The organism is Kitasatospora sp. NPDC057223 (genome assembly GCF_042669755.1).
Lineage (GTDB): Bacteria > Actinomycetota > Actinomycetes > Streptomycetales > Streptomycetaceae > Kitasatospora.
In genome coordinates this window covers 1-25614 of record NZ_JBHUWW010000099.1, presented here as the reverse complement: position 1 = coordinate 25614, position 25614 = coordinate 1, and the positions used below count along the sequence as shown (strand labels likewise).

Here is a 25614-nt window from a genome sequence, read left to right as displayed (position 1 = left end):
CCCCGGCAGGTGATAATCGGACTCGTGAACGACGACCGCACCCCCAGCACCAGAGCCGACGGCGCCCCCGAACCGGAGGCGATCCGCTGGTTCGGCACCAGCTGGGTCGAGCGCGGCTCCGGCTACCGGCTGCGCCGCGTCCTCGTCCCCCTCGGCGCCCTGCTCGCGGCCGCCGCCGGCGCCCTCCTGCTGCGCTTCGGCGTGCAGGGCGTCCAGCAGTCCGACGCCGGGGGCTTCGTCTACGGCCTGCTGGTGGCGGCCGTCGCGGTCTGCTCCTGCCTGGCGGCCCTGCGGAACTGGAAGCTGCTGACCGAGGGCAGGGACGCGCTCACCGGCTGGATGGCCGAGGACAAGTCGCTCGGCGCGGTCTGGATCATCGGCGGCGTCGGCGGCCTCCTCGCGTACTTCGCCCGCAGCCTCGTCGAGGCTCCCGGCGAGTCCGTCCTGCGGGCCCGCTACGAGCAGGCCGCCGACCGCTACCAGCGGCGGCAGGCGGGCCGCACCGGCCGGCCCGACGGCAGGGCGCCGGGCCGGGGCAGGCGCAAGCGCTGAGGGCGCTCAGCTCCGGCTGACGGTGCCGCAGTCCGCAGGCGCGTCCGGGTCGTACTCGGGCAGCGGCCCGCTCCGGTCGTACGGGTCGGTGGTCGGTCCGGTGGGCTCCGGGATCCCCGGCAGGGCGGGCCGTGCGAACTGGTCGAACTGCGGGTGGTAGAAGCCGTCGTAGACGTAGCAGGCGCTGTTGCCGGCGTTGCTGTTGATCTTCGCGAGGCTGATCTTCTTCGTGCTGTTGCTGTACCTGGCCGGGTCGAAGAACCGGAAGTCGAGCGTGCGCCGGATGATGGTGCGGGCGGTCCGGGTGTCGCCGCTGACGTCCCCGGCCGTGCGGACGCTCCAGCCCACCGGCTTCGCCGTGGACGTGTCCTGCGGCGCCGCCGGCCGCCCGCTCGCCGAGGGCTTCGGCACCGGTACGGCCTTCGCGGCCTCCGGGCCCGGGCGCAGCGCGTACGCGAAGGTGTAGTCGGTGTGGACGAGGACGCCCTTCTCGCCGTCGTCCTCGAAGGTCGTCCGGCCCTGCACTCGCACGTCGCCGACCGGGATCGCGTCCCGCGGGTCGAAGCGGCTGAACAGGTAGGTCGGGTCGTTCTGTTCGCTGGGGTGGTCGACCGCCTTGGCGGCCGGGTCCTGCTCCTCGCGGCCCAGCAGGTCCAGAGCCGTCTGCGGGCGGCCGCCCGCGACGACCGCCGGATCCAGGTTGGCCGCCGTCAGGAAGTCCTTGACCAGCTTCAGCTGGGCCGTGACCTGCTCCTCGGTGAAACGGCCGACCGCCTGCGCCGGCGGCAGCACGATCGCGTCCGGCCCGGCCGGCCAGCCCTCGGCGGGCGAGCCGGCCCACGGGTGGTCGACGGTCGGCGTCTGCTCGGCCACCGGTGGCGGGGCCGCGGTGGGCTGTGCCGTCTCCGGGCCGACGCTCGGCGCGCTGACGGGCGGCGCTGCCTGGTCCTTGCCGTGGTACCAGTCCCGCAGGCCGTCGATGTTGAGCGCGGCGAGCAGCACGGCGACGGTGAGGACGACGAACAGCGGTGCCCGCCAGTCCCGCTTCGGGCGCCGGCTGTTGCCCCACGGGTCGACCGGCCGCGGGCCGCGGCGGAACCGCCGGGTGCGGCCGCGCGGTCCGGGTACCGACCGGCGCCCGCCCGGGTCGACCGGCGGCTGGTGCTTCCACCGGGCGGTGAGCATCCTGGTCCGCCCGGACTGCTCCTTGACGGTGGCACCCCTGACGAACTCCTCGTCCAGGACGAGGTTCTCGAACGGGTCCGTCCCGCCCGGCTCGGACCCCTCGGACGGGCGGGGATCCGGATCTTCGGCTATCGGCATCGCGTCAGTATGCCGAGCCCGGGTGACACCTCCCTGTCCGGGGGCACACCAGGTGTTGAATTCGTGTGCGCTCTGCGACGATTACCCCTTTTTGCGGGCCTCCTTCACCGAGCCGGCCACTCCCGCGACGGCCAGCAGGAGCCCGGCCGGCAGCAGCGAGACCAGGAAGGCCCCGATCAGGCTCGCGTCGCCGAGGAAGGTCTGCGCCAGGGTGTTCAGGACGAGCAGCAGCCCGGCCGCCGGCATCGCCGACTGCCACGGGTGCTCGGCGGCCCACCGCCGGATCCGCCGGTCGCCGGCGTCCGGGCGCAGCCGCCCGCCCACCGTGCCCACCAGGAAGAAGAAGAACAGCGCCCAGCCGACCGGGCCGGCCAGGATGTCGAGCGACCAGTGCCCGGTGATCACTTCCACCCCGAGCGCCGCACCGCCCACCACCGCACCGACCCCTGCGGCCGTCTTCCAAGGCCCCATCGTCGCCGAGGCGACGGCGAGCTGCTGGTTGTCGCGTCGGGACAAGTCTCCGTGTGCCATACCTCCACGGTGCGCCGCCTTCCGCCCGGAAGCCATAGGGGAGAACCCCGAGTTCGGCCCCTACGGGGCGGTGCGCACCGGGGCCTGCCCGCAGGGTGGACGGCTGCGCTGCGGGCCCGCGCGCGGTGCGAGGATGGCCGCAGCACCGTACGAAGGAGCGGCTATGAGCAGCAGCGCGGCACACGGACAGAAGATCGCCTTTCTCGGCACCGGAAAGATCGGTGAGGCCCTGCTCTCGGGCCTGCTGCGGGCCGGCAAGGACCCGGCGGACGTCCTGGTGACGGCCCGCCGCCCCGAGCGCGCCGCCGAGCTCGCCACCAGGTACGGCGTCACCGTGGTGACCAACGCCGAGGCGGCCAAGCTCGCCGACACCCTGATCCTCGCGGTGAAGCCGCAGGACATGGGCACCCTGCTGGAGGAGCTCGCCCCGCACGTCGCGCCGGACCGGCTGGTCATCTCGGCGGCGGCCGGCATCCCGACCCGCTGGTTCGAGGCCCGTCTCGCGGTCGGCACCGCCGTCGTCCGGGTGATGCCCAACACGCCCGTCCTGGTGGACGAGGGCATGTCGGTGATCTCGGGCGGCTCGCACGCCACCGAGGCGCACCTGGAGCGGGCCGAGGAGATCTTCCGCTCGGTCGGCAAGGCGCTGCGGCTGCCGGAGGCCCAGCAGGACGCGGCCACCGCGCTCTCCGGCTCCGGCCCCGCGTACTTCTACTTCCTGGTCGAGGCGATGACCGACGCGGGCATCCTGCTCGGCCTGCCCCGGCACGTCGCGCACGACCTGATCGTGCAGTCCGCGATCGGCGCCTCGGTGATGCTGCGCGACTCCGGCGAGCACCCGGTCAAGCTGCGCGAGGCCGTCACCTCGCCGGCCGGCACCACCATCTCCGCGATCCGCGAGCTGGAGAACCACGGTGTCCGGGCGGCTCTGCTGAGCGCCCTGGAGGCGGCCCGCGACCGCTCCCGGGAGCTGGCCTCCGGCGGCAAGTAGAACCGGCCGGTCTACTCTGGGCCGGGTGAGCTACGACCTGGTGATCTTCGACAATGACGGTGTGCTCGTGGACAGCGAGCCGATCTCGAACCGGCTGCTCGCCGAGTACCTGACCGAACTCGGCTTCCCGACCACGGTCGAGGACTCCTACCGGGACTACATGGGCACGGCCGCCCACCGGGTCCACGACGTGATCGGCGAGCGGTACGGCGCGACGCTGCCCGAGGGCTTCGACGGTCTGTTCCACGCCCGGGTGTTCGCCGCGTTCGAGGCCGAACTCACCGCCGTCCGGGGCGCGGAGCAGCTGCTGAAGGACCTCCGGCAGCGCTCCGTGCCCTACTGCCTGGCGTCCTCGGCGCACCACGAGTGGATCCGCACCGCACTCGACCTGACCGGCCTGCGCGGCTGGTTCGCCGAGGAACGGATCTTCAGCGCCCAGGACGTCGGCGTCGGCAAGCCCGCGCCCGACCTGTTCCTGCACGCCGCCCGCACCCTCGGCGTCGACCCGGCCCGCTGCCTGGTCGTCGAGGACAGTGTCAACGGCGTGCTGGCCGCCCGCGCCGCCGGTATGGACGTGTACGGCCACACCGCCCTCACCGACCCGGCGAAGCTCACCGCCGCCGGCGCGACCGGGCTGATCGCTGATCTGGCCGAGATTTCGGGCGTGCTCTGACGGTTCCCGGTCGCGCTCCGGTCCTGTGTATGCTTCCCGCCGGTCGCGGACCGACCGGATGTCGAGGGGGAGCTCATCATGGCTGGGAACTGGCGCGGGCTGCCCGACGGGCTGCCCGCGGGGGAGCGTGAACTCGTCGGGGCGCTGCGCTCGATGAAGGACGACTCGGGGCTGACGCTGACGGAACTCGCGGCGCGGACCCACTACAGCAAGTCGTCCTGGCAGCGCTGGCTGAACGGGGAGCGGCTGGTGACCGAGCCCGCGCTGCTGCGGCTCACCGAACTCGCGGCGGTGCCCGACCCGGTGCGGGACGGGCTGCTGGAGCTGTGGGCCTCGGCGCAGCAGGGGCAGCAACCGGAGCAGGCATCGGCCGGGACGGAGCCGGAGCCCGAGCCGGAGCCGGAGCCGGAGCCGGAGCCGGAGCCGGAACCGGAGGTTGAACCCGAACCCGAACCCGAGCCGGTGCCGGTGCCGGTGCCGGTGCCGGAGGCTGGGACCGAGGCCGCGCCGAGGGCCCTGCCGCGCTGGTTGCCGGGCACGCGGTCCGGCCGGTGGGCGGCCGCGGCGGCCGTGCTGCTGACGGTCGTCGCAGCCGTCGTGTCGACCGGTCTGCTCGACCGGTCGCAGGCGGCGGCCCCGTCCGCGGTGGCCTCGCCGTCACCGTCGGCCACCCCCGTCGGGGCGGTCCACGGTTCGTGCGAGGCGGCGGGCTGCGTGGGGAAGGACCCGCAGGCGGCGGGCTGCAGCGCCGACGCCGTCACGATCTCCAGCGCCAACGTGAAGCAGATGACCATCTACGTGCGGTACAGCCCGCACTGCAAGGCCGCCTGGGCCAAGATCACGGACGCGTCCGTGGGGTTCACGGCGACCGTCACCAACGCCGCCGGCCAGCACCAGACGGCGTTGGTCCACTGGGGGTACGACTCCTACTCCCCGATGGTCGACGCCTCCCGGCCCGACAGCCGGCTCCAGGTCTGCGGCGAGCAGCCGGAGGGCAGGAACTGCGGCCCGGTGATCGTCGATCCCGCCACCGCACCCGTCCTGACCAATCCGACCCCCGTTCCCGCGCAGAGCACTGGTGCCGTGCCGAGTGCCGGTGAACCGAGTACCGCCGCCGTCCCGGGCGCCCCCGGCACCCAGGGTGCCACGGACACTCCGGACGCTCCGCAGTGACGGTGCGTCCGGGGGTGGCGAGCGCGGCCGCCGGCGCGGCCGTTCCACCCCCGGACACCAAGTCCGTCCTGCGGTCAGGTCGGTAAGCCCGTGCCGGTGATGATCTGCACACGGGTTTCCCTCCGCCGGCCGTACCCCCTGTCGTCGTGCGGTCGTCCCGTCCGGTCGAGCCGCACCCCGACACCTCGAACACTGTCGATCGAACGGATGTCCCACCACCGGTGAGCGGCACCAAGGAGGTTTCTGGGAATTTCCCAAAGCCGCCGCCGGCCGCCGCACCACCCGCCACCTGCGGGGATGCGCCTCGGGCCGGAAACCGGCAGCGGGCGTGAGCCGACCCGCTGTTCCGGGTGGCCGGTTTTCTCCCGGTCCGGTGCCCGGGCGGCAACGTCCACGGCGCGCGGAAACCTCCTCCTGGTGTCCCCGTGGTTCGGTACCGGGGCTCGGCAAGGGGGGCCGATGACAGGAAACCGGCGGGACCTACCGGCGGCCATGACGCCGTCCGGGCGTGAACTGATCCTGGCGCCGCGATCACCCGGCCCCGGACCCTCCCCAAAAGCCACCGGACCGCCTACGCTCACGCCAACATCGTCGTACCGGCCGGTAGTGAGGTCCGCATGAGCACCGAGATCCCGGACCGCCTCCGGCAGGCACGCGCGGCCCTCGCCGTGAGCTTCCTGCTCCAGGGCGTCACGTTCGCCCTGCTGGTCACCTGCATCCCGGAGATCCAGGACCGGTACGGGCTCAGCGACGGGCTGCTGCCGGTGTTCCTGGCCGCCGTGCCGGTGCTGGCCGGCGTCGGCTCGATCACCTCCGAGCAGCTGGTCAAGCGGACCAGCGCGCGCAGCGTGCTGCGGATCGTCCAGCCCGTCCTGTGCCTCACGCTGGCCGCCGTCGGCCTGGGCGGCTCGCTCTGGCAGCTCGCCCTCGCGCTCGGCGCGTTCGGCCTGCTGGTGGGTGCGCTCGACGCCAGCATGAACATGCTGGGGGTCGGCCTCCAGCACCGCTACGGCCGCTCGATCATGCTCGGCTTCCACGCCGCGTTCAGCCTCGGCGGCATCCTCGGCGCCGCCGTCGCCGGCCTGGGCTCGCACTACCACCTGAGCCTGTTCACCCTCTTCGGCACGGCGGCCGCCGTCCTGATCCCGCTGGCGCTGCTGGCCGGCACCCGCTTCGCCGGGCCGGCCGAGCTGGGCGACGCCGTCCGGGAGGCCAGTGAGGCCGCCGCCCGCTCGATCCCGTGGCGGCCGCTGCTGCCGCTCTGCCTGGCGATGGCCGTCGCCTACATCGCCGACGCCTCGGTCTCCAACTACAGCGTCAAGTACCTCACCGACGGCCTGGGCAGCCCGGACGACGTCGCCAAGCTCTCCTACCTGGGCTACATGGTCGCGATGCTGCTCGGCCGCACCCTGGGCGACCGCGCGGTGCAGCGTTGGGGCGCCGTCGCGGTGGTCCGCGCGGGTGCCACGCTGGCAGCCCTGGGGTTCGCCGTCGCCGCGGCCGCGCCCGGCGAGTGGGTGGGCATCGCGGGCTTCACCATCCTCGGGTTCGGCATCTGCGCGATCATCCCGCAGGTCTTCGCGGCCGGCGGGCGGCTCTTCCCGGACGACTCCGACGCGGCGGTGGCCCGGCTCAACCTGTTCAACTACGTCGGCTTCCTGATCGGCTCCCCGCTGGTCGGCGCGATCGCCGACGCCAGTTCGTACCGGTGGGCGCTGCTCGCGCCGATGGTGCTGATCCTGGCGGTGCTGCCGCTGGCCGGTCACTTCGCCCCGGCGCCGGCCGCGACCCGCCCGCAGGTCAAGGTGCCCTGAGTTCGTCCGGGTGCGGGCCGACCCGTTGCGGCGGCCCCCGGGAGGCACCCACTACCGTGGAGGCCATGCCCGACGTCACCCGTGAGACCCCTTGCGGCCTGCATCTCTTCTGGGACGAGGCCGTCACGAGCTACGACTTCGGCCCCGGCCACCCGATGGACCCGACCCGGCTCGCGCTCACCATGCGCCTCGCCGAGTCGCTCGGGCTGACCACCGGGCCGGGCGTCACGGTGCGGGCCGCACCACCGGCCGGGGACTCCACCCTCGGCCTGGTGCACACCGGGGAGTACGTCCGGGCGGTCAGGCACGCGGCGGCGCACCCCGAGGAGCGGGACGCCCGGCACGGCCTGGGCACCGACGACAACTGGTCGTTCCCCGCGCTCCACTCGGCGTCGGCGCTGATCGCCGGGCAGTCGGTGGCGGCGGCCGAGGCGGTCTGGCGCGGCGAGAGCCCGCACGCGGTGAACTTCTCCGGAGGCCTGCACCACGCGATGCCCGGCCAGGCGTCCGGCTTCTGCGTCTACAACGACGCTGCCCTGGCCGTCGCCCGGCTGCTGGAGCTCGGCGCCGAGCGGGTCGCCTACGTGGACGTGGACGTGCACCACGGCGACGGCGTCCAGCAGGCCTTCTGGAACGATCCCCGGGTGCTCACCGTGTCCCTGCACGAGCACCCCTCGACGCTCTTCCCGCAGACCGGCTGGACCACGGAGACCGGCGGCCCGGCCGCCCCGGGCGGCGCCGCCAACCTGCCGCTGCCCGCCGGCACCGGCGACGCGGGCTGGCTGCGCGCGTTCCACGCCCTGGTGCCGGACCTGCTGGCGGCCTTCCGCCCGCAGGCGCTGGTCACCCAGCACGGCGCGGACACCCACGTCGAGGACCCGCTCGCGCACCTCGCGGTCAGCCTGGACGCCCAGCGGTACGTCGCCGAGCAGCTGCACGAGCTGGCCCACCGGCACAGCGGCGGCCGCTGGGTCGCGCTCGGCGGCGGCGGCTACGCCGTCGTCGACGTCGTGCCCCGGGCCTGGACCCACCTGGTGGCCACGGCCGCCGGCCGGCCGGTCGACCCGGCCACCGAGACGCCGCAGGAGTGGCGCGCCGAGGTCTACCGCCGGACCAGGCAGCAGGGGCCGCTGCGGATGACCGACGGCGCCGCGATCGCCTGGCGGGACTTCGAGGACGGCTACAACCCGGCGGACCGCCTCGACCAGTCGATCCTGGCGGCCCGCAGGGCGGTGTTCCCGCACCACGGTCTGCTGCCGTAGCGGGCGCCCGGCGCTGCCCGCCGCGCCTCGGCCCGGCCCGTGCGCGGGCCGTGCTTCCGTACGCCCTCCACCCGCGTGCGTCGCCCGGGTGCGGCCCGCCGGAGCAGGCGCCCGACCGTCCGGACACCTGCCGGCGCGGGGCCCGCGGGTGCCGCCGGGCCGGAGTGCTGTGCGGCCCGGGTGCGACAGATCGCCGATCGACTACGTCATGCAACCGTCGGATCTCTCACCGTACGAGCGGTGCGCTTCCCCCTCTTCCCACTGGTACCACCCTTAACTACTCTGGGCATACACGTGTGCCGGTGGAGTCACCGGAGGGGAAGCCGGTGCCTTGCACACGGGTAAGGGTCGGGTGAGGTCATGAGTTCCGGCGAACGCCCCCTGCAGGAGGTCGTCTTCCTGACCGTGGCAGAGGTTGCCGCGGTCATGCGGGTGTCCAAGATGACGGTGTACCGGTTGGTGCACAGCGGAGAACTGCCGGCCATCCGGGTCGGCCGTTCCTTCCGGGTGCCCCAGCAGGCGGTGCACGAGTACCTGAAGGAGTCCTACGTGCGGCTCGAGAGCGCGTAGGCGACAACCGTTGGGGGCGGGCCCGCAGCCAGTGGGCCACGCACCCGTTTGCCGCAGATTTCCCGCGAGTTTCCCGGCCTCCGGGAGCACGATTACAGTGCAGGCCGTACGGAAGGTAGGCTAGGCCCTCCGTCAGTCGTATGGACTCCGTCTCACACGGACGAGAGTCTCAGTGAGCGAGGGTTGTTCCGTGGGCTCTGTCATCAAGAAGCGTCGCAAGCGTATGGCCAAGAAGAAGCACCGCAAGCTTCTCAAGCGCACTCGCGTTCAGCGTCGCAACAAGAAGTAAGCCCTACGGCTGCGTCAGCACGCCTGGAGCTTTCCTGCCCGTCCCGGCTCTCGCAGCCGGGGCGGGCAGTTCCCTTTTCCGCGGGACTTCGCGGGACTCCGCAGGATTCCGTAGGGCTCCGTGGGGCTCCGTGGGAAACGGCAGCCTGATCGGCGTGCGCCTGACGCATCCGCGCAACGCGGGCGCGATACGGTGCACGCAGATGGGGCCGGGCAGGCCTTCGGCCGAGGAGGGTGCGGGAACCGTGGGCAAGGTCGTGCTCGTCACCGGCGTGGCGCGGCACCTGGGTGCCCGCTTCGTCGCGGAGATCCGCCGCCGCCTCGACGTGGACCTGGTGGTCGGCGTCGACGTCCAGCCGCCCCGCGACCCGGTGGTGGACCCGCCGGGCCCGGTGGCCGACTACCGCTTCGAACGGCTGGACCTGCGCCGCCCGGCCGTCGCCCGGGTGATCGCCGAGTACCAGGTCGACACGGTCGTCCATCTGAACGTGAGCGCCACCGGGCTGGGCCCGGCCGGCCGCAGCGCGGTCAAGGAGTCGAACGTCATCGGCACCATGCAGCTGCTCGGCGCCTGCCAGAAGGCGCCCGGCCTGCGCCGCCTGGTGGTGAAGTCGACGACCGGCGTGTACGGCTCCGCGCCGCGCGACCCGGCGGTCTTCGCCGAGCGGATGCAGCCGAAGAACCTGCCGAGCGGCGGGTTCGCCAAGGACGCCGCCGAGGTCGAGGGGTACGTCCGCGGCTTCGCCCGGCGCCGCCCCGACGTCGCGGTGAGCGTCCTGCGGTTCGCCAACATCGTCGGCCCGCTGGCGGACACCCCGCTCTGCGAGTACTTCACGCTGCCGGTGCTGCCGACCGTGCTCGGCCACGACCCGCGCCTGCAGTTCGTCCACGAGGACGACGCGATCGAGGTGCTCTGCCGGGCCGCGCTGGAGCCCGCCCGGGGCACCACCAACGCCGGGACGTTCAACGTGGCGGGGGAGGGCGTGCTGCTGCTCTCGCAGTGCGCCCGCCGGCTCGGGCGGCCGACGGTGCCGATGCTCCAGCCGGTGATCGGCTGGGTGGCGGGGCTCGTCCGGCAGACCAGGCTCGCCGACTTCTCGCCCGAGCAGCTGCGGCTGCTGACGCACGGCCGGGTGGTCGACACCACCCGGCTGCGGGAGACCTTCGGCTACGTACCGGCGTTCACCACGGCGGAGGCGTTCGGCGACTTCGCCGCCGCGCAGCGGGCCGGCCTGCTGCCGCCGGAGCGGCTCACGGCCGTCACCGACCGGCTCGCCGCACTGCTGGGGCCGGAGCACGCGCCCGGCCCCGGCCCCGGGCCCGGCCACCCGACCCGTCCCGACCGTACCGACCGGACCGCACAGGAGCTGAAGCCGCGATGAGCGCTGCGAGGGAGTACGCGACGGGCGAGGCCAAGGTCATCCCGATCGAGTCCGCGCCGAGCTGGAGCGACGGCCAGGGCCCGGGGCTCGCGGACCGCCTCGCCGACGCGGTCGGCGGTGCGCTGACGGGCCGCCTCGGCCCGGCCGCGACCCGGGTGTTCGGCAAGGGCTGGGAGGAGCGCGCGGCGGGGGGCCTGTCCTTCCTGCGCCGCCGGATCACCGGTGACTACGAGGTGGACGACTTCGGCTTCGACCGGGAGCTGACCGAGGCGGTGTTCCTGTCGCTGCTGCGGCCGCTCGCCGACAAGTACTTCCGGGTCGAGGTCCGCGGCATCGAGAACATCCCCGCCGAGGGCGGCGTGCTGATCGTCGCCAACCACTCGGGGACGATCCCGCTGGACGCGCTGATGACGCAGGTCGCGATCCACGACCACCACCCGCAGCGGCGGCACCTGCGGATGCTCGCCGCCGACCTGGTGTTCGTCCTGCCGGGCGTCAACGAGGTGGCCCGCAAGGCCGGCCACACGCTCGCGTGCCACGAGGACGCGCAGGCGCTGCTGGAGCGCGGCGAGGTGGTCGGGGTGTGGCCGGAGGGCTTCAAGGGGGTCGGCAAGCCGTTCGCCGACCGCTACAAGCTCCAGCGCTTCGGGCGCGGCGGGTTCGTGGCGTCCGCGCTGCGGGCCCAGGTGCCGATCGTGCCGTGCTCGATCGTCGGGGCCGAGGAGACGTACCCGATGATCGGCAACGCCAAGACGCTGGCCAGGCTGCTCGGCCTGCCGTACGTGCCGATCACGCCGACCTTCCCCTGGCTGGGGCCGCTCGGGGCGATCCCGCTGCCGACCAAGTGGACGATCCAGTTCGGCGAGCCGATCGCCACCGACAGCCACCCGCCGGAGGCGGCGGACGATCCGATGCTGGTCTTCGACCTGACGGACGAAGTCCGCGAGACCATCCAGCACACCCTCTACCAGCTGCTGGTGCAGCGGCGCTCGGTGTTCTTCTAGCCCGGAGTTCTTCCAGCAGTCCGCGTACGCGCGTGCGGGGCCCCGGGCGGATGGTCTGCCCGGGGCCCCGCACGTGTCGTTCCGCGGCCGTCAGCCCAGCTTCAGCCCCGGCAGCAGACCGGGGATGAGCGGCGGCAGGTCGAGACCGGGCGGGTTCGCCGCCGTGCTGCTCGGCGCGGCGCCGGACGGCGTGGCCGCCGGCGAGCCGGTCGCGGAGGCGTCCGGGCTCGGCGACGGGTGGGTGCCGGTGATGCCGTTGGCCAGCCCGTCCACCAGGCCGCCGACGGCGGCCGGCGGGTTGGCCGGCGCGGCGCTCGGGGCGGTGTCGCCGCTCGTCACGCCGGTGCCGGTGGCGGTGCTGCCGGCCGAGGGCGCCGGCCGGCCGGGGGTACCGGCCTTGCCGCCGCTGCCGCCGCCGGCCGTCTCGGCACCCTGCTCGGTGCCGCCGCCCTGGTCCTGGGCCTGCTGGTCGCCGCCGCCCGCCCCGGGGCCGGCCCCGCCGCCCTGCAGGGGCTGCTGGACCAGGCGCAGGGGTGCGACGTCCTCGCTTATGTCGTCGAAGAGCCGGTCGACCCGGCCGGCCTCCCGGGTGAGCTGGACGGGCAGCCTGTCCTGGAGGTCCGACCAGCGCCCGTCCTCGCCCTCGGCGAAGCCGGCCAGCTTGCGCATCGGGTCCAGTGAGCCGTTGCTGCGGTAGACGGACCGCAGCAGGTCGCGGCCCTTGATGGCCTCGGCGTGCATGTCGTCGAGGGCCCGGCGCACCTGCTCCACGGTGTCCGGGTTGAGGGCGGACGGCGAACCGGCCCGCCCGAGCAGCCCCTTGGCCTCGCCCAGCCGGGTGGAGGCCTGGTCGAGCAGCAGGGAGCCGCGCTCGCTGTCGGAGCCCGCCAGGTCCAGCTGGAGGCCTTCCAGGCCGCGCTTCATCCCGTAGAGGGTGTCCCCCGGGAGGGCGTTGGAACTCGCGGCGGCGACACCGGCGAAGCTGCCGACCGCGATGCCCGCGACCAGCCCGCCGATCGCGAACCGGCGGCTCCACCGGCCGCGCGGGATGGCCCGGTGGGCCCGGCTCCGGCGCTGCCTGGGCACCGTGATGCCCGCGCCGCCGCCGCTGAAGGCCTGTTCGAAGGCCGCCATCAGCTGGGCGCGTTGGACCGTTCGGACCTCTTCGGCCAGCTGCGGGCCGGGCAGTGAGCCGAGCGAGTCGGCCATCGCGATCAGGCCGGCCAGCGCGTCCCCGCGGTCAGCCGCGTCGTCGTCGGCGGGCCTCGTAGTGTCCCGGTGCTCTACCTGGTGGGCCTCCAGCGCCTCGGCGAAGGCCTTCGCCCGCCGGTGCTCCAGCACGTTTGCCGTCACGGGCCACACCTCCCTTCGTCGTTGTCGACACCCCGGCCGGCCGGACGGTTGCCTCGGCGGGCCAAAGCCACTCCATCGGGTGAGAGGTCGCGATCCGGCTTGACCGTACGCCTGGTGGAGGCTTGCACGCTGGAAAACGAGCGGTGCGGGCCGTCGGTTACGCACGACTGATCATCGGACCGACCGTTCACCCGCACGTGTGGGCCGGGTTCAGGTGGTGACGGCCCGTCGGTTATCCCGCGGAGCACTCTGCCGCTCACCGTGCGTCAGGGGGGAGCAGGCGGGCCAGGGTGCGGACCGCGCGGTACTGGAGAGTTTTGATGGCGCCCTCGTTCTTGCCCATGATGCGGGCCGTCTCGGCGACGGACAGGCCCTGCAGGAACCGCAGTGTCACGCATTCCTGCTGTTGCGGATTGAGCCGCCCCACGGCCTCCAGCAGCGCCGCGTTGGAGAGCCGCTCCAGGACGGAGTCCTCCGGGCTGCGCTCGCACTCGTTGGAGTCGAGCATCTCGCCGGTGGTGACCTCCAGCCGGAACCGGCTGGACTTGAAGTGGTCGGCGACCAGGTTGCGGGCGATCGTCACCAGCCAGGCGCCGAAGTCCCGGCCCTGCCAGGTGAAGGTGCCGATCCGGCGCAGCGCGCGCAGGAACGTCTCGCTGGTGAGGTCCTCGGCCGTGGCCTTGCTGCCGACCCGGTAGTAGATGTAGCGGTAGACGGTGTCCGCGTAGTGGTCGTAGAGGCCGCCGAAGGCCTCGCTCTCACCGGCCTGGGCGCGTTCGACCAGCTCCATGATCGGGTTGTGCTCGGTCTCGAAGCCCGGGCTCGGCGCCGTCCTGGCCCGGCCGCGGGCGCCGGCGGACCGGCCGCGCGGGGCGGCCGTCTCGGTGCTGCCCGTACCCGTGCCGCCACTGCTCGCGCCGCCGGTGCTCGTGCTGCCGCTGGTGGTGGTGGAGCGCAGGACGGCCCCGGGAGGGTGCGGATGGCCGACGGAGAAGGCGGCTCCGGCGAGGGCCGGCTGGGCGACGGGCAGGAACTGGCTGTGGAGCAGGCTGCGCAGCAGGGCCAGGCCGGTGGAGATCTGCCGGTCGGAGGCCTGTCGGGCTCTGGTGGTGCGGGAGCGCAGGGGCGCGGGCGACGGGCGGGAGGGAGCAGGCGCGTCGTTCCGGACGGGTGGGTACACGGGACTCCCAGAGGCAGAACTGTGGACGGATCACCTCCGCCTGCGCGGAGAGCACACCCCCCGGCCCCGGTCATGAGGGACGCACGAGGTGGCGTGCATCCAGGAGAGAATAACGCTTTGTGCAATGACAGCTACACCCTGTTGCCGAAGTGGTCGTTTGAGATCCGGTCCGTGTGCATATCCAGCTGAAACTGACCGGACGTGTCGTCATTCAGTCGGCTCAACGTGATCGCTTGGGAGCACTCGGTGACCGGTTCGTCGGTCGGGCGCGTGGTTTCCCGGAGTTCCGGATCGGCAACCCCCTACTTTGGCGGGCTGTCGAACGATCAGTTCCGGTCATCCCGCGACAGGCCCGCAAACCGGTCCGCACCGCCCCGGGGCGGCCGCCGATTTCGCTCGTACGAGGGGCCCGCCGGGCACCGGGATTGACGCCGTGACCGCTGGTCAGACCGCGCGCCGCCGGTGGATCGCGACGCCCGCCGCGGTCGCCCCGGCCGCCACCCCGAGCGCCGCCGCCGCGGGGATCCCCACCCGGGCCGCCTTGCGGCCCGTCCGGAAGTCGCGCACCCGCCAGCCCATCGCCCGGGCGTGCCGGCGCAGCGCGCCGTCCGGGTTGACCACGTACGGGTGGCCGACCAGGGACAGCATCGGGATGTCGTTCGCCGAGTCGCTGTACGCGGCGCAGCGGCCGAGGTCGAGCCGCTCGCGGCGGGCGAGCGCGCGGACGGCCGCCGCCTTGGCGGGGCCGTGCAGCAGCTCGCCGACCAGCCGGCCGGTGTAGACGCCGTCCTCGGCCTCGGCGACGGTGCCGAGCGCGCCGGTCATGCCGAGCCGGCGGGCGATGATCCGGGCGACCTCCTGCGGAGCGGCGGTGACCAGCCAGACCCGCTGGCCGGCGTCCAGGTGCATCTGCACCAGGGCGCGGGTGCCGGGCCAGATCTTCTCGGCGATGACCTCTTCGAAGATCTCCTCGCAGATCTCCTCCAGGTCCGCGGTGTGCTTGCCGGCGACCAGGCCGAGCGCGGTGTGCTGGGCGTCGGCCATGTGCCCCGGATCCTCGGTGCCGTGCAGCCGGAACCAGGCCTGCTGCCAGGCGAAGCGGGCCACGTCCCGCTGGGTGAAGAAGGAGCGGCGGTACAGCCCCACGCCGAGGTAGAAGATCGCGGCGCCGCGCAGGATGGTGTTGTCGCAGTCGAAGAAGGCGGCGGCGCGCGGGTCGTCCCGGTCGGGCGTGTGGTTCTCCGCCGGCGGCTTCGGCGCCTTGGCGGGCTTCTTCCCGTCGGCCCCGGCGCTCCCGTCAGCCCCGGCGCTCCCGGTACGCCCGTCCGCCCCGGCGCTCTCCGCCGCCCCGGCGGGAGCGGGCTCGGCCCGGAGGGCGGCCTCGGCCGCCTCGGCGGCGGCCTCGCCCGCCAGCGCGGTCCGCTCGGACGGAGAACGCCTCGACTGGGTGAGCCTTCGCAGCACGGCCATGCCCCGAGCATAGCCAGGGACGCAGGTCAGAGCTGTGACGCGGGAGTGCAGTCGGGGTTAACGGCCCGCAGCCGCGGCGTGGCCGTCCGGCGCGCCGCACCGCTCCCGGGGCGGGGCGGTGACTGGAGCACAATGGGCGGGTGAGCCCACTGCTGCGACGTGACAAGAGCCCCAGGCCGGCCGACCGCACCGTGACCCTGGTCGGCAAGCCCGGCTGCCATCTCTGCGAGGCCGCGCGGGAGGTGATCGTGCGGGTGACCGCCGAGACCGGCGCCGCCTTCGAGGAGAAGGACATCACCCAGGACGAGGAGCTGTACCGCACGTACGCGGAGCAGATCCCGGTGACCCTGATCGACGGCCGCCAGCACGACTTCTGGCGGGTCGACGAGCGCCGGCTGCGGGCGGCCCTGGGGGCCTGAGGCCGGCCCGGGCGCGTGGGTGTGGTGAAGAAGACTGGGAGAAGGCTGTGAACCGGCGGCTTCGTCGGCTTACGATCTAACCTCGTTTTCTTGCCACGGGGGCCGACCGCAGAGGAGAGCAGTGATGCTTTCCGGGCGAATCCCGGAGCCGGCGCCCGCCGGGGGCTTCGCCGTGGTCGACGTCGAGGCGACCGGCCGCAGTCCGTGGCGCCACCGGGTGGTCGAGGTCGCCGTCGTGCTGCTGGACGACCGGCTGCGCACCGAGGCCGAGTTCGCCACCCTGCTCGACCCGCTGGGCCCGGTCGGGCCGACCCACGTGCACCGGATCACACAGGCGGACGTGGCCGGCGCCCCGCGTTTTCGCGAGGTGGCCCCCCAGTTGCTGGACCTGCTGGCCGGGCGGGTGCTGGTCGGTCACCACGTGACCTGCGACCGGGCCTTCCTCGACCGTGAGTTCGCCCGGATCGGGGTGGCCTGGCCGGCCGTGCCGATGCTCTGCACCATGCGCCTGGCCAGGGCCCACCTGCCGGGGGCCGGCGGGTTCGGGCTGACGGCCTGCGTCGACGCGGCCGGCCTCGGCTGGTACCCGGCGCACACCGCGCTCGGTGACGCCCGGGCCACCGCGGACCTCCTGCGGCACTGCATACGCACCCCCTCCTGCCCGCCCGCCGACTGGGCCGAACCGCTGCGCGAGGCGGCCGGGGTGCCGTGGCCGAGGCTCGCGGAGCCGCGGTCGCGGCGGTCGGGGGCTCCGCTGTCGCTGTTCCGGCGGGAGGCCGTCCACGGGCCGTGGCCGCTCGGCGGACAGCCCCCGGCGGTCGTGCTGACGGACTCCGGTGCTATAGGGCGGCGGGCGTGATGCGCGTCACTGTGCACGGACAAATCGGACACCATCTTTGTGCACACGTTCACAAACGCATAGCCTGGCTGCCTAAGCCCAGCTTCACCCACAGGAGCACCGTGGCAATCGGCCGATCACCACAGAGCAGTTCGCAGACGCCCGACCAGGGCGCCGCGCGCCGACCCTCGCGTGCCCGGGGAATCCCGGAGGCGACCGTCGCCCGGCTCCCGCTGTACCTGCGGGCGCTCACCGCGCTCTCCGAGCGCTCCGTACCGACCGTCTCCTCGGAGGAGCTGGCAGCCGCCGCGGGTGTGAACTCCGCGAAGCTGCGCAAGGACTTCTCCTACCTCGGTTCGTACGGCACCCGGGGCGTCGGCTACGACGTCGAGTACCTCGTCTACCAGATCTCCCGCGAGCTGGGCCTGACGCAGGACTGGCCGGTCGTCATCGTCGGCATCGGGAACCTGGGCCACGCGCTCGCCAACTACGGCGGCTTCGCCTCCCGCGGCTTCCGGGTGGCGGCCCTGCTGGACGCCGACCCCACCGTGGTCGGCAGCAGCGCGGCCGGCCTGCCGGTGCGGCACATGGACGAGCTGGAGGACATCGTGGAGACGCAGTCCGTCTCCATCGGCGTCATCACCACACCGCCCGGCGCAGCCCAGCAGGTCTGCGACCGGCTGGTCGAGGCGGGCGTCACCAGCATCCTCAACTTCGCGCCCACCGTGCTGACCGTCCCGGACGGCGTGGACGTGCGCAAGGTCGACCTGTCGATAGAGCTTCAGATCCTCGCCTTCCACGAGCAGCGCAAGGCCGGCGAGGAGCCCGACCGCGGCGAGTCCGTGCTGGACCGCGCCCCCGGCCCCGTCCGGGCGGCGGCGGCCAAGCTGCGCCGTGCGGCCGGCACCGCGAAGTCGCTCGCGGACGCCAAGCCCGAGGCCGAACCGGCCAAGGCCAAGCCCGCCAGGACGGCCAAGCCGGCCACGGGCACCGAGGGCGACCTCTCCGCGGTGATGCCCGCATGAGCGCACGGGTTTGTCCGAGCAGGAGGCCGGCATGAGCCTGCTCGTCGTAGGACTCAGCCACCGCACGGCCCCCGTCGGGGTGCTGGAGCGCGCCGCGCTGACCGGTGACGTCCCGACCCGGCTGCTGCACGACGCCGCCGCGACCGCGACCGTCGCCGAGGCCGCGCTGCTCAACACCTGCAACCGGATCGAGCTGTACGCGGACGTGGACAAGTTCCACGCCGGCGTCGCCGAGCTGTCCCTGCTGCTCGCCCACCACAGCGGCGTCGACCTGGAGGAGCTCACCTCGCACCTCTACGTCCACTACGAGGACCGCGCCGTCCACCACCTCTTCTCGGTGGCCTGCGGCCTGGACTCGATGGTCGTCGGCGAGGGCCAGATCCTCGGGCAGCTGCGCGACGCGCTCGCGCGCGCGCAGGAGGAGCACACCGCCGGGCGCGACCTCAACGAGCTGTTCCAGCAGGCCCTGCGGGTCGGCAAGCGGGCGCACAGCGAGACCGGCATCGACAAGGCCGGGCAGTCGCTGGTCACCTTCGGCCTGGAGCAGATCGCCACCGGCGCGGGTGAGATCGCGGGCAAGCGGGCCCTGGTGGTCGGCGCGGGCTCGATGAGCTCGCTGGCCGCCGCCACGCTCGTCCGCAGCGGGGTGGGCGAACTGTTGATCGCCAACCGCACGCCCGAGCGGGCCGAGCGGCTGGTCGCCAACCTCGGCGCCGGCAACGCCCGGACGCTCGACCTCGCGAAGGTGCCCGAGGCACTGGCCGACGTCGACCTGGTGATCTCCTGCACCGGCGCGGCCGGCGTGGTGATCCGGGCCGAGGACGTGGCCGCCGCCGTCGCCCTCCGGACGGCCGCCGAGCCGCTGGCCTTCCTCGACCTGGCCATGCCGCGGGACGTCGACCACGCCGTGCACGAGCTGCCCGGCGCGCTGCTGGTCGACCTGGAGAGCCTCTCGCACGCCCACGCCGCCACCCCCGGCGCCGGGGACGTGGACGCCGTCAGCGGCATCGTCGCCGACGAGGTCGCCGCGTTCGGCGCCGCCCAGCGCGCCGCCCGGATCGCCCCGACCGTCGTCGCGCTGCGCGCGATGGCCTCCGAGGTCGTCCTCGCCGAGCTCGGCCGGCTGGACTCCCGGCTGCCCGACCTGGACGAGCGCTCCCGCGCCGAGATCACCCAGACCGTCCGCCGCGTCGTGGACAAGCTGCTGCACGCACCGACCGTGCGGGTGAAGCAGCTCGCCGCCGAGCCCGGCGGCGCCTCCTACGCGGACGCCCTGCGCGAGCTGTTCGACCTCGACCCGGGGGCCGTCCACGCGGTCTCCGGGACTCCGGCCGGCCTCCCGCAGCCGGGCACCAAGAGCCCGGGCCCGCAGGCCCCGGGCCCGCAGAAGCTGGGCCCGGCCCGGCCCGCCACCAACGGCAGCCTCGCGGGCGAGGTCGCCAGATGAACCGTCAGCCATCCCACGAGTACCACCGGGACGATCACCTCATGAATGGTCAACCGCTCACCGACCAGGGCCCGGCGGCCACCGCGCCGCTGCGGCTCGGCACCCGCCGCAGTGCGCTCGCCATGGCGCAGTCCGGCATGGTCGCCCGCGAGGTGACCAGGGTCACCGGACGCCCCGTCGAGCTGGTGGAGATCACCACCTACGGCGACGTCTCCCGCGAGGCGCTCGCGCAGATAGGCGGCACCGGCGTCTTCGTCTCCGCCCTGCGCGACGCGCTGCTGGAGGGCCGGATCGACTTCGCCGTGCACTCGCTCAAGGACCTCCCCACCGCCGCCCCCGAGGGCCTGGTGCTGGCCGCCGTCCCCGAGCGCGAGGACGTCCGCGACGCCCTGGTCGCCCGCGACGGGCTCGGCCTGGAGGAACTCGTCGAGAAGCTCGCCCAGTCCGGGCACACCGCCCGGATCGGCACCGGCTCCCCGCGCCGGATGGCGCAGCTGAACGCCTGGGCCGCCGCCCTCGGCACGGCCGTCGAGACCGTCCCGATCCGCGGCAACGTGGACACCCGGGTCGGCTTCGTCGGCTCCGGCGAGCTCGACGCGGTGGTCCTGGCCACGGCCGGCCTCAACCGGCTCGGCCGCGGCGCCGAGATCACCCAGCACCTCGACCCCGCGCTGATGGTCCCGGCCCCCGGCCAGGGTGCGCTCGCGATCGAGTGCACCGCCGCCGCGACCGGGCTGGCCGCCGCGCTCGGCGCGCTCGACCACGCCCCCACCCGGGTCGCCGTCGCCGCCGAGCGGGCCCTGCTGGGCGCGCTCGAAGCCGGCTGTTCCGCTCCCGTCGCCGCCCTGGCGACCTGGCGCAGCGGATCCGAACTGTTGCTGGAGGGCGTGGTCGGCACCGTCGACGGCGCCACCCTGCTGAAGATGTCCGCCAGTGGTCCGCTCGTTCTCGACGAGTCGGCCGAGCAGCATGCGCAGGCCCTCGGCCGCGCCCTCGCCGCCCGGCTGCTCGACGCGGGCGCGTCCACTCTGATGGGGGAGCGAGCCCGATGAGCCCCACCGCTGCCACCGACACCCCGCTTCCGGGCGACAGCCCGTTCCAGGCCGGGCACGCACCCTCGGGGCGCTGCACCTTCCTGGGCGCGGGCCCCGGGGACCCGGGGCTGCTGACCCTGCGCGCGGTCGAGGTGCTGGCCTCGGCCGACATCCTGGTCGCCGACCCGCTCACCGCCGCCGCGGTGCGCAGCCACTGTCCGGCCGGTGTGCAGGTGCACACCCCGGCGGCGTTCGGCGCCGAGCGGCCGGACGACTCCTTCGACCTGGCCCGGCTGGTGTCGGAGGCCGTCCGCGCCGGCAAGCACGTGGTGCGGACCGTCGACGGCGACCCCGGACTGGACGGCTTCGCCGCGGAGGAGATGCTCTCCTGCGCGCAGTCGGCGATCCCGTTCGAGGTGATCCCGGGCGTCGCCCAGTCGGTCGGCGTCCCGGCCTACGCCGGTGTGCCGCTGCGCGGCAGCAACGGGACGGACGTCCGCTTCGTGGACGGCGCCGCGCTGCTGGCCGGCGGCCCGGTCGACCTGGGCTCGCCGGAGACCACGCTGGTCGTGCGCACCACGCTCGCCCAGCTGCCGGCCACCGCCAACGCGCTGGTGGCCAACGGGCGCAAGCCGGACGCCGCGTTCTGCGCGACGCTGTCCGGCACCACCACCCGGCAGCGGTCCTTCACCGCGACGCTGGCGACCATCGCCGCCGACCTCAAGGCCGCCCGGGTGCTGCCCTCGCCGGTCTCGGCGCCGGTGGACACCGCGACCTCGGTGATAGCCGTGGTCGGGGAGCAGGTCGCGCACCGCTCCTCGCACTCCTGGTTCGAGACGAAGCCGCTGTTCGGCTGGAACGTCCTGGTGCCGCGTACGAAGGAGCAGGCCACCGGCCTCTCCGACCAGCTGCGCTCGTACGGCGCGGTGCCGCAGGAGGTGCCGACCATCGCGGTGGAGCCGCCGCGGACCCCGCAGCAGATGGAGCGGGCGATCAAGGGCCTGGTGACGGGCCGTTACGAGTGGATCGCGTTCACCTCGGTCAACGCGGTGCGCGCGGTGCGCGAGAAGTTCGAGGAGTACGGGCTGGACGCCCGGGCGTTCGCGGGCATCAAGGTCGCGGCGGTCGGCGAGACCACCGCGCAGGCGCTGGTGGACTTCGGCGTGAAGCCCGACCTGGTGCCGTCCGGTGAGCAGTCCGCCGCCGGGCTGCTGGAGGACTGGCCGCCGTACGACCCGGTGTTCGACCCGATCGACCGGGTGCTGCTGCCGCGTGCCGACATCGCCACCGAGACGCTGGTGGCGGGCCTGGTCGAACTCGGCTGGGAGGTCGACGACGTGACGGCGTACCGCACGGTGCGCGCCTCGCCGCCGCCGGCCGAGACCCGGGAGGCGATCAAGGGCGGCGGCTTCGACGCGGTGCTGTTCACCTCGTCCTCGACCGTGCGGAACCTGGTCGGCATCGCCGGCAAGCCGCACAACGTCACCGTCATCGCCTGCATCGGCCCGGCGACGGCGAAGACGGCGGAGGAGCACGGCCTGCGGGTCGACGTGATGGCCCCGGCGCCGTCCGCCGCCGCGCTGGCCCAGGCTCTGGCAGACTTCGGGGCACGCCGCCGCGACACCGCCACGGCCGCCGGTGAGCCGGTCTACCGGCCCAGCGAGCGCCGGCCCGGCTCGCGCCGCAAGGCCCGCTGAACAGAGCCCCGGCCGGGGGAGGCCACTCGGCCGCCCCGGCCGGGGCTCTGTTCGACCGTTCGACCGTTTCACCGTTCGGAGAGAGAAGCCGTGACCGCTGAATTCCCGTACGTCCGCCCGCGCCGCCTGCGCTCGACCCCGGCGATGCGCCGGCTGGTCGCGGAGACCCGGCTGCACCCGGCGGAGCTGATCCTGCCGGTCTTCGTCCGCGAGGGCGTCAGCGAGCCGGTGCCGATCTCGGCGATGCCGGGTGTCGTCCAGCACACCCGCGACACCCTGCGCAAGGCGGCGGTGGAGGCGGCCGAGGCGGGCCTCGGCGGGCTGATGCTGTTCGGCGTTCCCGCCGTGCAGGACGCCGTCGGCAGCGAGGGCACCAACCCGGACGGCATCCTGCAGAAGGCGATCCGGGACGTGGTCTCCGAGGTCGGCGACTCCCTCGTGGTGATGTCCGACCTCTGCCTGGACGAGTACACCGACCACGGCCACTGCGGCGTGCTGGCCGAGGACGGCAGCGTGGACAACGACGCGACGCTGGCCCGGTACGCGGAGATGGCCGTGGTGCAGGCCGACGCGGGCGTCCACCTGGTCGGCCCGTCCGGCATGATGGACGGCCAGATCGGTGTGGTCCGCCGGGCGCTGGACGAGGCCGGGCACCTGGACACCGGCATCCTCGCCTACACCGCCAAGTACGCCTCGGCGTTCTACGGGCCGTTCCGTGAGGCCGTCGGCTCCTCGCTGAAGGGCGACCGCAAGAGCTACCAGCAGGACCCGGCGAACGCCCGGGAGTCGCTGCGCGAGCTGGAGCAGGACCTCGCGGAGGGTGCCGACCTGGTGATGGTCAAGCCCGCGATGGCCTACCTGGACATCCTGCGGCAGGTCGCCGACCTCTCGCCGGTGCCGGTCTCCGCGTACCAGGTCTCCGGCGAGTACTCGATGGTGGAGGCCGCCGCCGCGAACGGCTGGATCGACCGGGAGCGGACGATCCTGGAGACGCTCACCTCGATCCGCCGGGCCGGTGCCTCGCAGATCCTCACGTACTGGGCGGTCGAGGCCGCCGCGATGGTGCGCTAGCCCGCCGTCCCGCAGGAACACGGAGGCCGGGCCCCGATCCTCGGGGCCCGGCCTCCCGCGTTCTGTGCACCGCGTGGTGGCGGAGCGTCAGCCCGGAGCGTCAGCCGATGTGCGCGAAGCCGTCCTGGCCGCCGCCGACGGCCGTGGACGTGGCCCAGCCCCACTGCTCGCCGCCGGTCAGGATGTGGCTGGTGTGCGCCACGCCCCACTGCTCACCGGCCACGAACACCGGGTCGGCCGAGGCGATGAACTGGCCGCCGCCCGCCACGCCGACGTGCGCGTAGGCCGGCGCCGAGACACCGGCGACGGCCAGTGCGCCGACGGCGGTCAGAACGACCTTGCCCAGCATGCTCTTCATCGAATTCTGTCCTCTCTCCTGCGATCCGCCTCCCCGGCCCGGTGGGCGGGGAAGGGGGTGGATCGGGTGGGGGGCTTGTCATGACACGTGATCACACGGGGCCGGGGGGCGGTGCCCGGAACGCGCCGCTCCGACGGGGTGTCACCCGAAGGAGTCGCGTACGGACGGTCCATCCGCCCGGCCGGTCGTACAGAAGCCCGTGGGGCCCGGAGGGGGATCCCCCGGGCCCCACGGACCTGACAGCGGCAGCGCCGAGTGATCAGCCGATCAGGTGCGAGACACCCGCGTCGCCCGAGGACTGGGTGTTCTGGCCGACGTTGCAGATCTGCTTCGGGGTGCTGTTCAGGATCGGCACCTCGACCGGAACCGCGACGCCGATCACGGCGACGGCGATGTTGTGGACCTCCGGCAGGCAGATGTTCGGGTTGTCCAGGGTGTGGAAGTTCGGGCTGTGGTCGCCGTGGGTGCCGGTCGCGTTGGTGCCACCGTCGCCCTGGACGGAGACGGCCGAGCCGTCGGAGTCGGCGATCGCGGAGGCGGAACCCGCCGACATGGCGATGGCGGCCACGGCGAGGCCGGCGGCGGCGAGGGTCTTCTTGATCATTTCTGGTGTTCCTCTCGGGGGTGAATCGGGGGCGATTCGATGGTGGATCAGGGGCGCTGCGGGGGCAGCGGGGGCAGCGGGGTGGAGCGGGGTGGAGCGGGGTGGTTCAAGGGGGACGGTCAGCCGACCAGGTGGGAGACGCCCGAGTCACCCTTGGACTGGGTGCCCTGGCCCTGGGTGCAGTACTGCTTGCCACCGCTGTTGGCGATCGGGACCTCGACCGGAACGGCCACACCGAGCACGCCCACGGCGATGTTGTGGATCTCGGGGAGGCAGATGTTCGGGTTGTCCAGGAAGTGGAAGTTCGGGCTGTGGTCGCCCCACGTGCCGGTGTTGTTGGTTCCGCCGTTGCCCTGGAGGGAGGCGGCGGAGCCGTCCGAGTCGGCGATGGCCGAGGCGGGGCCGGCGGCCATGGCCAGTGCGGCCGTGACCAGGCCTGCAGTGGCGAGAGACTTCTGGAGCATGGTGGAGATCCCTCTCTGGAAAAGCTTTTCTTGGATTCCGTGCGTTCAACGATGAGACCCGGTCTGCGGTCACTGGCCAGATTGCGGCGGACGCTGGAATGCTCGGGGGCATCCGGTCCTGCCATCGTCGTGGCTGCGACAACCAGATCAAAGAATGACGGGACGGAAGGTTACGCGGATTCGGGAAAACCACACCTGGGTCGTCCCGGGAGCACTCCTGTGCGGCCGCTGCGGTCGGATTATTAGGCCGAATCGGTTAACGGCCGCAATCCGGGCCGCGGGTGCCTCGTTAAAGCAGTTGCTTTCGGCTGCGCGACGCAGCCGCCCCCAGAAGGTCTCCAGCTAGAACGGTGAATACCATGAAGCTCTCCAAGCGGGCCGGCGCGATGCTGCTGGCGGTCGGCGCAGGCGTCCTCGCCTCCCAGGGCGCGGCATCGGCCGCCGCGATCACCCCGGACCAGGTCGGCGCCCTGGAGGGCCGGCTGGCCACCGGCCAGGTGCCCTTCGACATCCCGCTGGGCGCGGCCACCGAGCACCTCGGCCTGCTGCCGGAGGGCGGGCACATCCACGGCGGCGTCCCGACCTCGGTGCTGATGCCGGCCGTGCCGGAGAAGCAGGACGGCAACCAGCTGGTGCCCGAGCGGATCATCCCCGCACTGGCCGGCGGCAAGGTCGGCCCCGAGCTGCAGGCCGCCCTCCCGCTGCCGACCGCGGACCGCTCCACCGACCTCGGCGACGTCCTGCTGGACGCCCCGGCCGCCCCGCTGAACCTGGCCGGCCCCGCCCTGACGCTCGGCCGCCCGGTCAGCTACGTCGAGGGCAACAGCGGGCAGCTGACGGACGGCGCGCTGAAGTTCGGCGAGATCGACCCGCAGCTGATCACCGCACCGGTGCAGGCCGTGCCCGGCGCCAAGGCCTCGCTCGGCGGCTCGGACAAGCGGATCTCGGTGACCGAGTCGGTGCAGAACCTCGCCGCCACCACCACGGCCACCGCCACCGGGGTGCTGGAGCAGGCCAAGGGCTGACCTCGGCCCGGCCCCCGCGCATGCCGCGGCCCGTTGCCCCGCCCGTCCACGCGGACGGGCGGGGCA

Annotated in this window: 26 protein-coding genes; 18 read left to right on the top strand and 8 right to left on the bottom strand. The window is 73.6% G+C overall.

From position 1 onward, the window contains the following. Window positions 1-24: 24 nt before the first annotated feature. Window positions 25-552 carry a hypothetical protein gene (locus ACFUK0_RS28615; protein WP_380255226.1) on the top strand — a complete coding sequence of 176 codons (528 nt, stop codon included), beginning with the start codon at window positions 25-27 and terminating at the stop codon, window positions 550-552. A gap of 6 nt (window positions 553-558) precedes the next feature. Here ACFUK0_RS28615 and ACFUK0_RS28610 read toward each other — a convergent pair whose 3' ends face one another. Together ACFUK0_RS28610 and ACFUK0_RS28605 are read right to left on the bottom strand one after the other, a co-directional pair. After that, window positions 559-1875, bottom strand: a complete 1317-nt coding sequence (locus ACFUK0_RS28610) for a hypothetical protein (RefSeq protein ID WP_380255224.1) — start codon at window positions 1873-1875, stop codon at window positions 559-561. A gap of 81 nt (window positions 1876-1956) precedes the next feature. Next, window positions 1957-2406, bottom strand: coding sequence for a hypothetical protein (locus ACFUK0_RS28605; protein ID WP_380255222.1), 450 nt, complete (start codon window positions 2404-2406; stop codon window positions 1957-1959). Window positions 2407-2569: 163 nt separating this feature from the next. Here ACFUK0_RS28605 and proC point away from each other — a divergent pair, with 163 nt between their 5' ends. From proC to ACFUK0_RS28560, 9 genes are all read left to right on the top strand, one after another. Further along, window positions 2570-3397: a pyrroline-5-carboxylate reductase gene (gene proC / locus ACFUK0_RS28600; protein ID WP_380255220.1), complete on the top strand. Its 828-nt coding sequence runs from the start codon at window positions 2570-2572 to the stop codon at window positions 3395-3397. Window positions 3398-3422: 25 nt separating this feature from the next. Beyond that, window positions 3423-4070, top strand: a complete 648-nt coding sequence (locus tag ACFUK0_RS28595; protein ID WP_380255219.1) for an HAD family hydrolase — start codon at window positions 3423-3425, stop codon at window positions 4068-4070. 78 nt (window positions 4071-4148) lie between these two features. Next, window positions 4149-5243, top strand: coding sequence for a DUF2690 domain-containing protein (locus ACFUK0_RS28590; RefSeq protein WP_380255217.1), 1095 nt, complete (start codon window positions 4149-4151; stop codon window positions 5241-5243). Between the two features lie 617 nt (window positions 5244-5860). Then, entirely contained in the window at window positions 5861-7057 is a 1197-nt protein-coding gene (locus ACFUK0_RS28585) for an MFS transporter (RefSeq protein WP_380255215.1), read from the top strand. A gap of 65 nt (window positions 7058-7122) precedes the next feature. Beyond that, window positions 7123-8319, top strand: coding sequence for an acetoin utilization protein AcuC (locus ACFUK0_RS28580; protein ID WP_380255213.1), 1197 nt, complete (start codon window positions 7123-7125; stop codon window positions 8317-8319). 360 nt (window positions 8320-8679) lie between these two features. Continuing rightward, window positions 8680-8889, top strand: a complete 210-nt coding sequence (locus ACFUK0_RS28575) for a helix-turn-helix domain-containing protein (protein WP_148644250.1) — start codon at window positions 8680-8682, stop codon at window positions 8887-8889. A gap of 190 nt (window positions 8890-9079) precedes the next feature. After that, entirely contained in the window at window positions 9080-9178 is a 99-nt protein-coding gene (locus ACFUK0_RS28570) for a 30S ribosomal protein bS22 (protein ID WP_003948845.1), read from the top strand. A gap of 244 nt (window positions 9179-9422) precedes the next feature. Beyond that, window positions 9423-10559, top strand: coding sequence for an NAD-dependent epimerase/dehydratase family protein (locus ACFUK0_RS28565; RefSeq protein WP_380255211.1), 1137 nt, complete (start codon window positions 9423-9425; stop codon window positions 10557-10559). After that, window positions 10556-11563, top strand: coding sequence for a lysophospholipid acyltransferase family protein (locus ACFUK0_RS28560; protein ID WP_380255209.1), 1008 nt, complete (start codon window positions 10556-10558; stop codon window positions 11561-11563). The genes ACFUK0_RS28565 and ACFUK0_RS28560 overlap by 4 nt, the downstream gene beginning before the upstream one ends. 90 nt (window positions 11564-11653) lie before the next feature. Here the strand turns inward: ACFUK0_RS28560 and ACFUK0_RS28555 are convergent, their stop codons facing one another. From ACFUK0_RS28555 to ACFUK0_RS28545, 3 genes are all read right to left on the bottom strand, one after another. After that, the gene (locus ACFUK0_RS28555) at window positions 11654-12916 is read right to left on the bottom strand and encodes a DUF5667 domain-containing protein (RefSeq protein ID WP_380255207.1); all 1263 of its coding nucleotides are present in this window, start codon (window positions 12914-12916) and stop codon (window positions 11654-11656) included. 256 nt (window positions 12917-13172) lie between these two features. Then, window positions 13173-13994 (bottom strand): ECF subfamily RNA polymerase sigma factor, BldN family, encoded by an 822-nt coding sequence (locus ACFUK0_RS28550; protein ID WP_380255238.1) that lies wholly within the window; start codon window positions 13992-13994, stop codon window positions 13173-13175. A 546-nt stretch (window positions 13995-14540) separates the two neighbouring features. Further along, on the bottom strand, window positions 14541-15566 hold the full coding sequence (locus ACFUK0_RS28545) for an HAD family hydrolase (RefSeq protein WP_380255205.1): 1026 nt from the start codon (window positions 15564-15566) through the stop codon (window positions 14541-14543). 140 nt (window positions 15567-15706) lie between these two features. On the opposite strand from ACFUK0_RS28545, the gene ACFUK0_RS28540 reads away from it, so the two are divergent. The 7 genes from ACFUK0_RS28540 (at window position 15707) to hemB (ending at window position 23097) form a co-directional block, all read left to right on the top strand. After that, a complete protein-coding gene (locus tag ACFUK0_RS28540; RefSeq protein ID WP_380255203.1) occupies window positions 15707-15985 on the top strand; it encodes a glutaredoxin family protein in 279 nt (92 codons plus the stop codon). Window positions 15986-16109: 124 nt separating this feature from the next. Further along, window positions 16110-16844 (top strand): exonuclease domain-containing protein, encoded by a 735-nt coding sequence (locus ACFUK0_RS28535; RefSeq protein ID WP_380255201.1) that lies wholly within the window; start codon window positions 16110-16112, stop codon window positions 16842-16844. 101 nt (window positions 16845-16945) lie between these two features. Continuing rightward, on the top strand, window positions 16946-17848 hold the full coding sequence (locus ACFUK0_RS28530) for a redox-sensing transcriptional repressor Rex (protein WP_380255199.1): 903 nt from the start codon (window positions 16946-16948) through the stop codon (window positions 17846-17848). A 31-nt stretch (window positions 17849-17879) separates the two neighbouring features. Then, the gene (locus tag ACFUK0_RS28525; RefSeq protein WP_380255197.1) at window positions 17880-19295 is read left to right on the top strand and encodes a glutamyl-tRNA reductase; all 1416 of its coding nucleotides are present in this window, start codon (window positions 17880-17882) and stop codon (window positions 19293-19295) included. A 41-nt stretch (window positions 19296-19336) separates the two neighbouring features. Beyond that, complete coding sequence (gene hemC, locus ACFUK0_RS28520) at window positions 19337-20347, top strand: hydroxymethylbilane synthase (RefSeq protein ID WP_380255195.1); 1011 nt, start codon at window positions 19337-19339, stop codon at window positions 20345-20347. Next, window positions 20344-22026: a uroporphyrinogen-III synthase gene (locus ACFUK0_RS28515; RefSeq protein WP_380255193.1), complete on the top strand. Its 1683-nt coding sequence runs from the start codon at window positions 20344-20346 to the stop codon at window positions 22024-22026. Before hemC ends, ACFUK0_RS28515 begins: the two co-directional genes overlap by 4 nt. A gap of 90 nt (window positions 22027-22116) precedes the next feature. Further along, window positions 22117-23097 carry a porphobilinogen synthase gene (gene hemB / locus ACFUK0_RS28510; protein WP_380255191.1) on the top strand — a complete coding sequence of 327 codons (981 nt, stop codon included), beginning with the start codon at window positions 22117-22119 and terminating at the stop codon, window positions 23095-23097. Window positions 23098-23197: 100 nt separating this feature from the next. Here the strand turns inward: hemB and ACFUK0_RS28505 are convergent, their stop codons facing one another. From ACFUK0_RS28505 to ACFUK0_RS28495, 3 genes are all read right to left on the bottom strand, one after another. After that, a complete protein-coding gene (locus ACFUK0_RS28505) occupies window positions 23198-23455 on the bottom strand; it encodes a hypothetical protein (protein WP_380255189.1) in 258 nt (85 codons plus the stop codon). A 259-nt stretch (window positions 23456-23714) separates the two neighbouring features. Beyond that, window positions 23715-24059: a rodlet layer protein gene (locus ACFUK0_RS28500; RefSeq protein ID WP_073924433.1), complete on the bottom strand. Its 345-nt coding sequence runs from the start codon at window positions 24057-24059 to the stop codon at window positions 23715-23717. 119 nt (window positions 24060-24178) lie between these two features. Then, window positions 24179-24523, bottom strand: a complete 345-nt coding sequence (locus tag ACFUK0_RS28495) for a rodlet layer protein (protein ID WP_380255187.1) — start codon at window positions 24521-24523, stop codon at window positions 24179-24181. 359 nt (window positions 24524-24882) lie between these two features. Between ACFUK0_RS28495 and ACFUK0_RS28490 the strand changes: the two genes are divergently transcribed. Beyond that, entirely contained in the window at window positions 24883-25548 is a 666-nt protein-coding gene (locus ACFUK0_RS28490; RefSeq protein ID WP_380255185.1) for a hypothetical protein, read from the top strand. Window positions 25549-25614 lie beyond the last annotated feature (66 nt).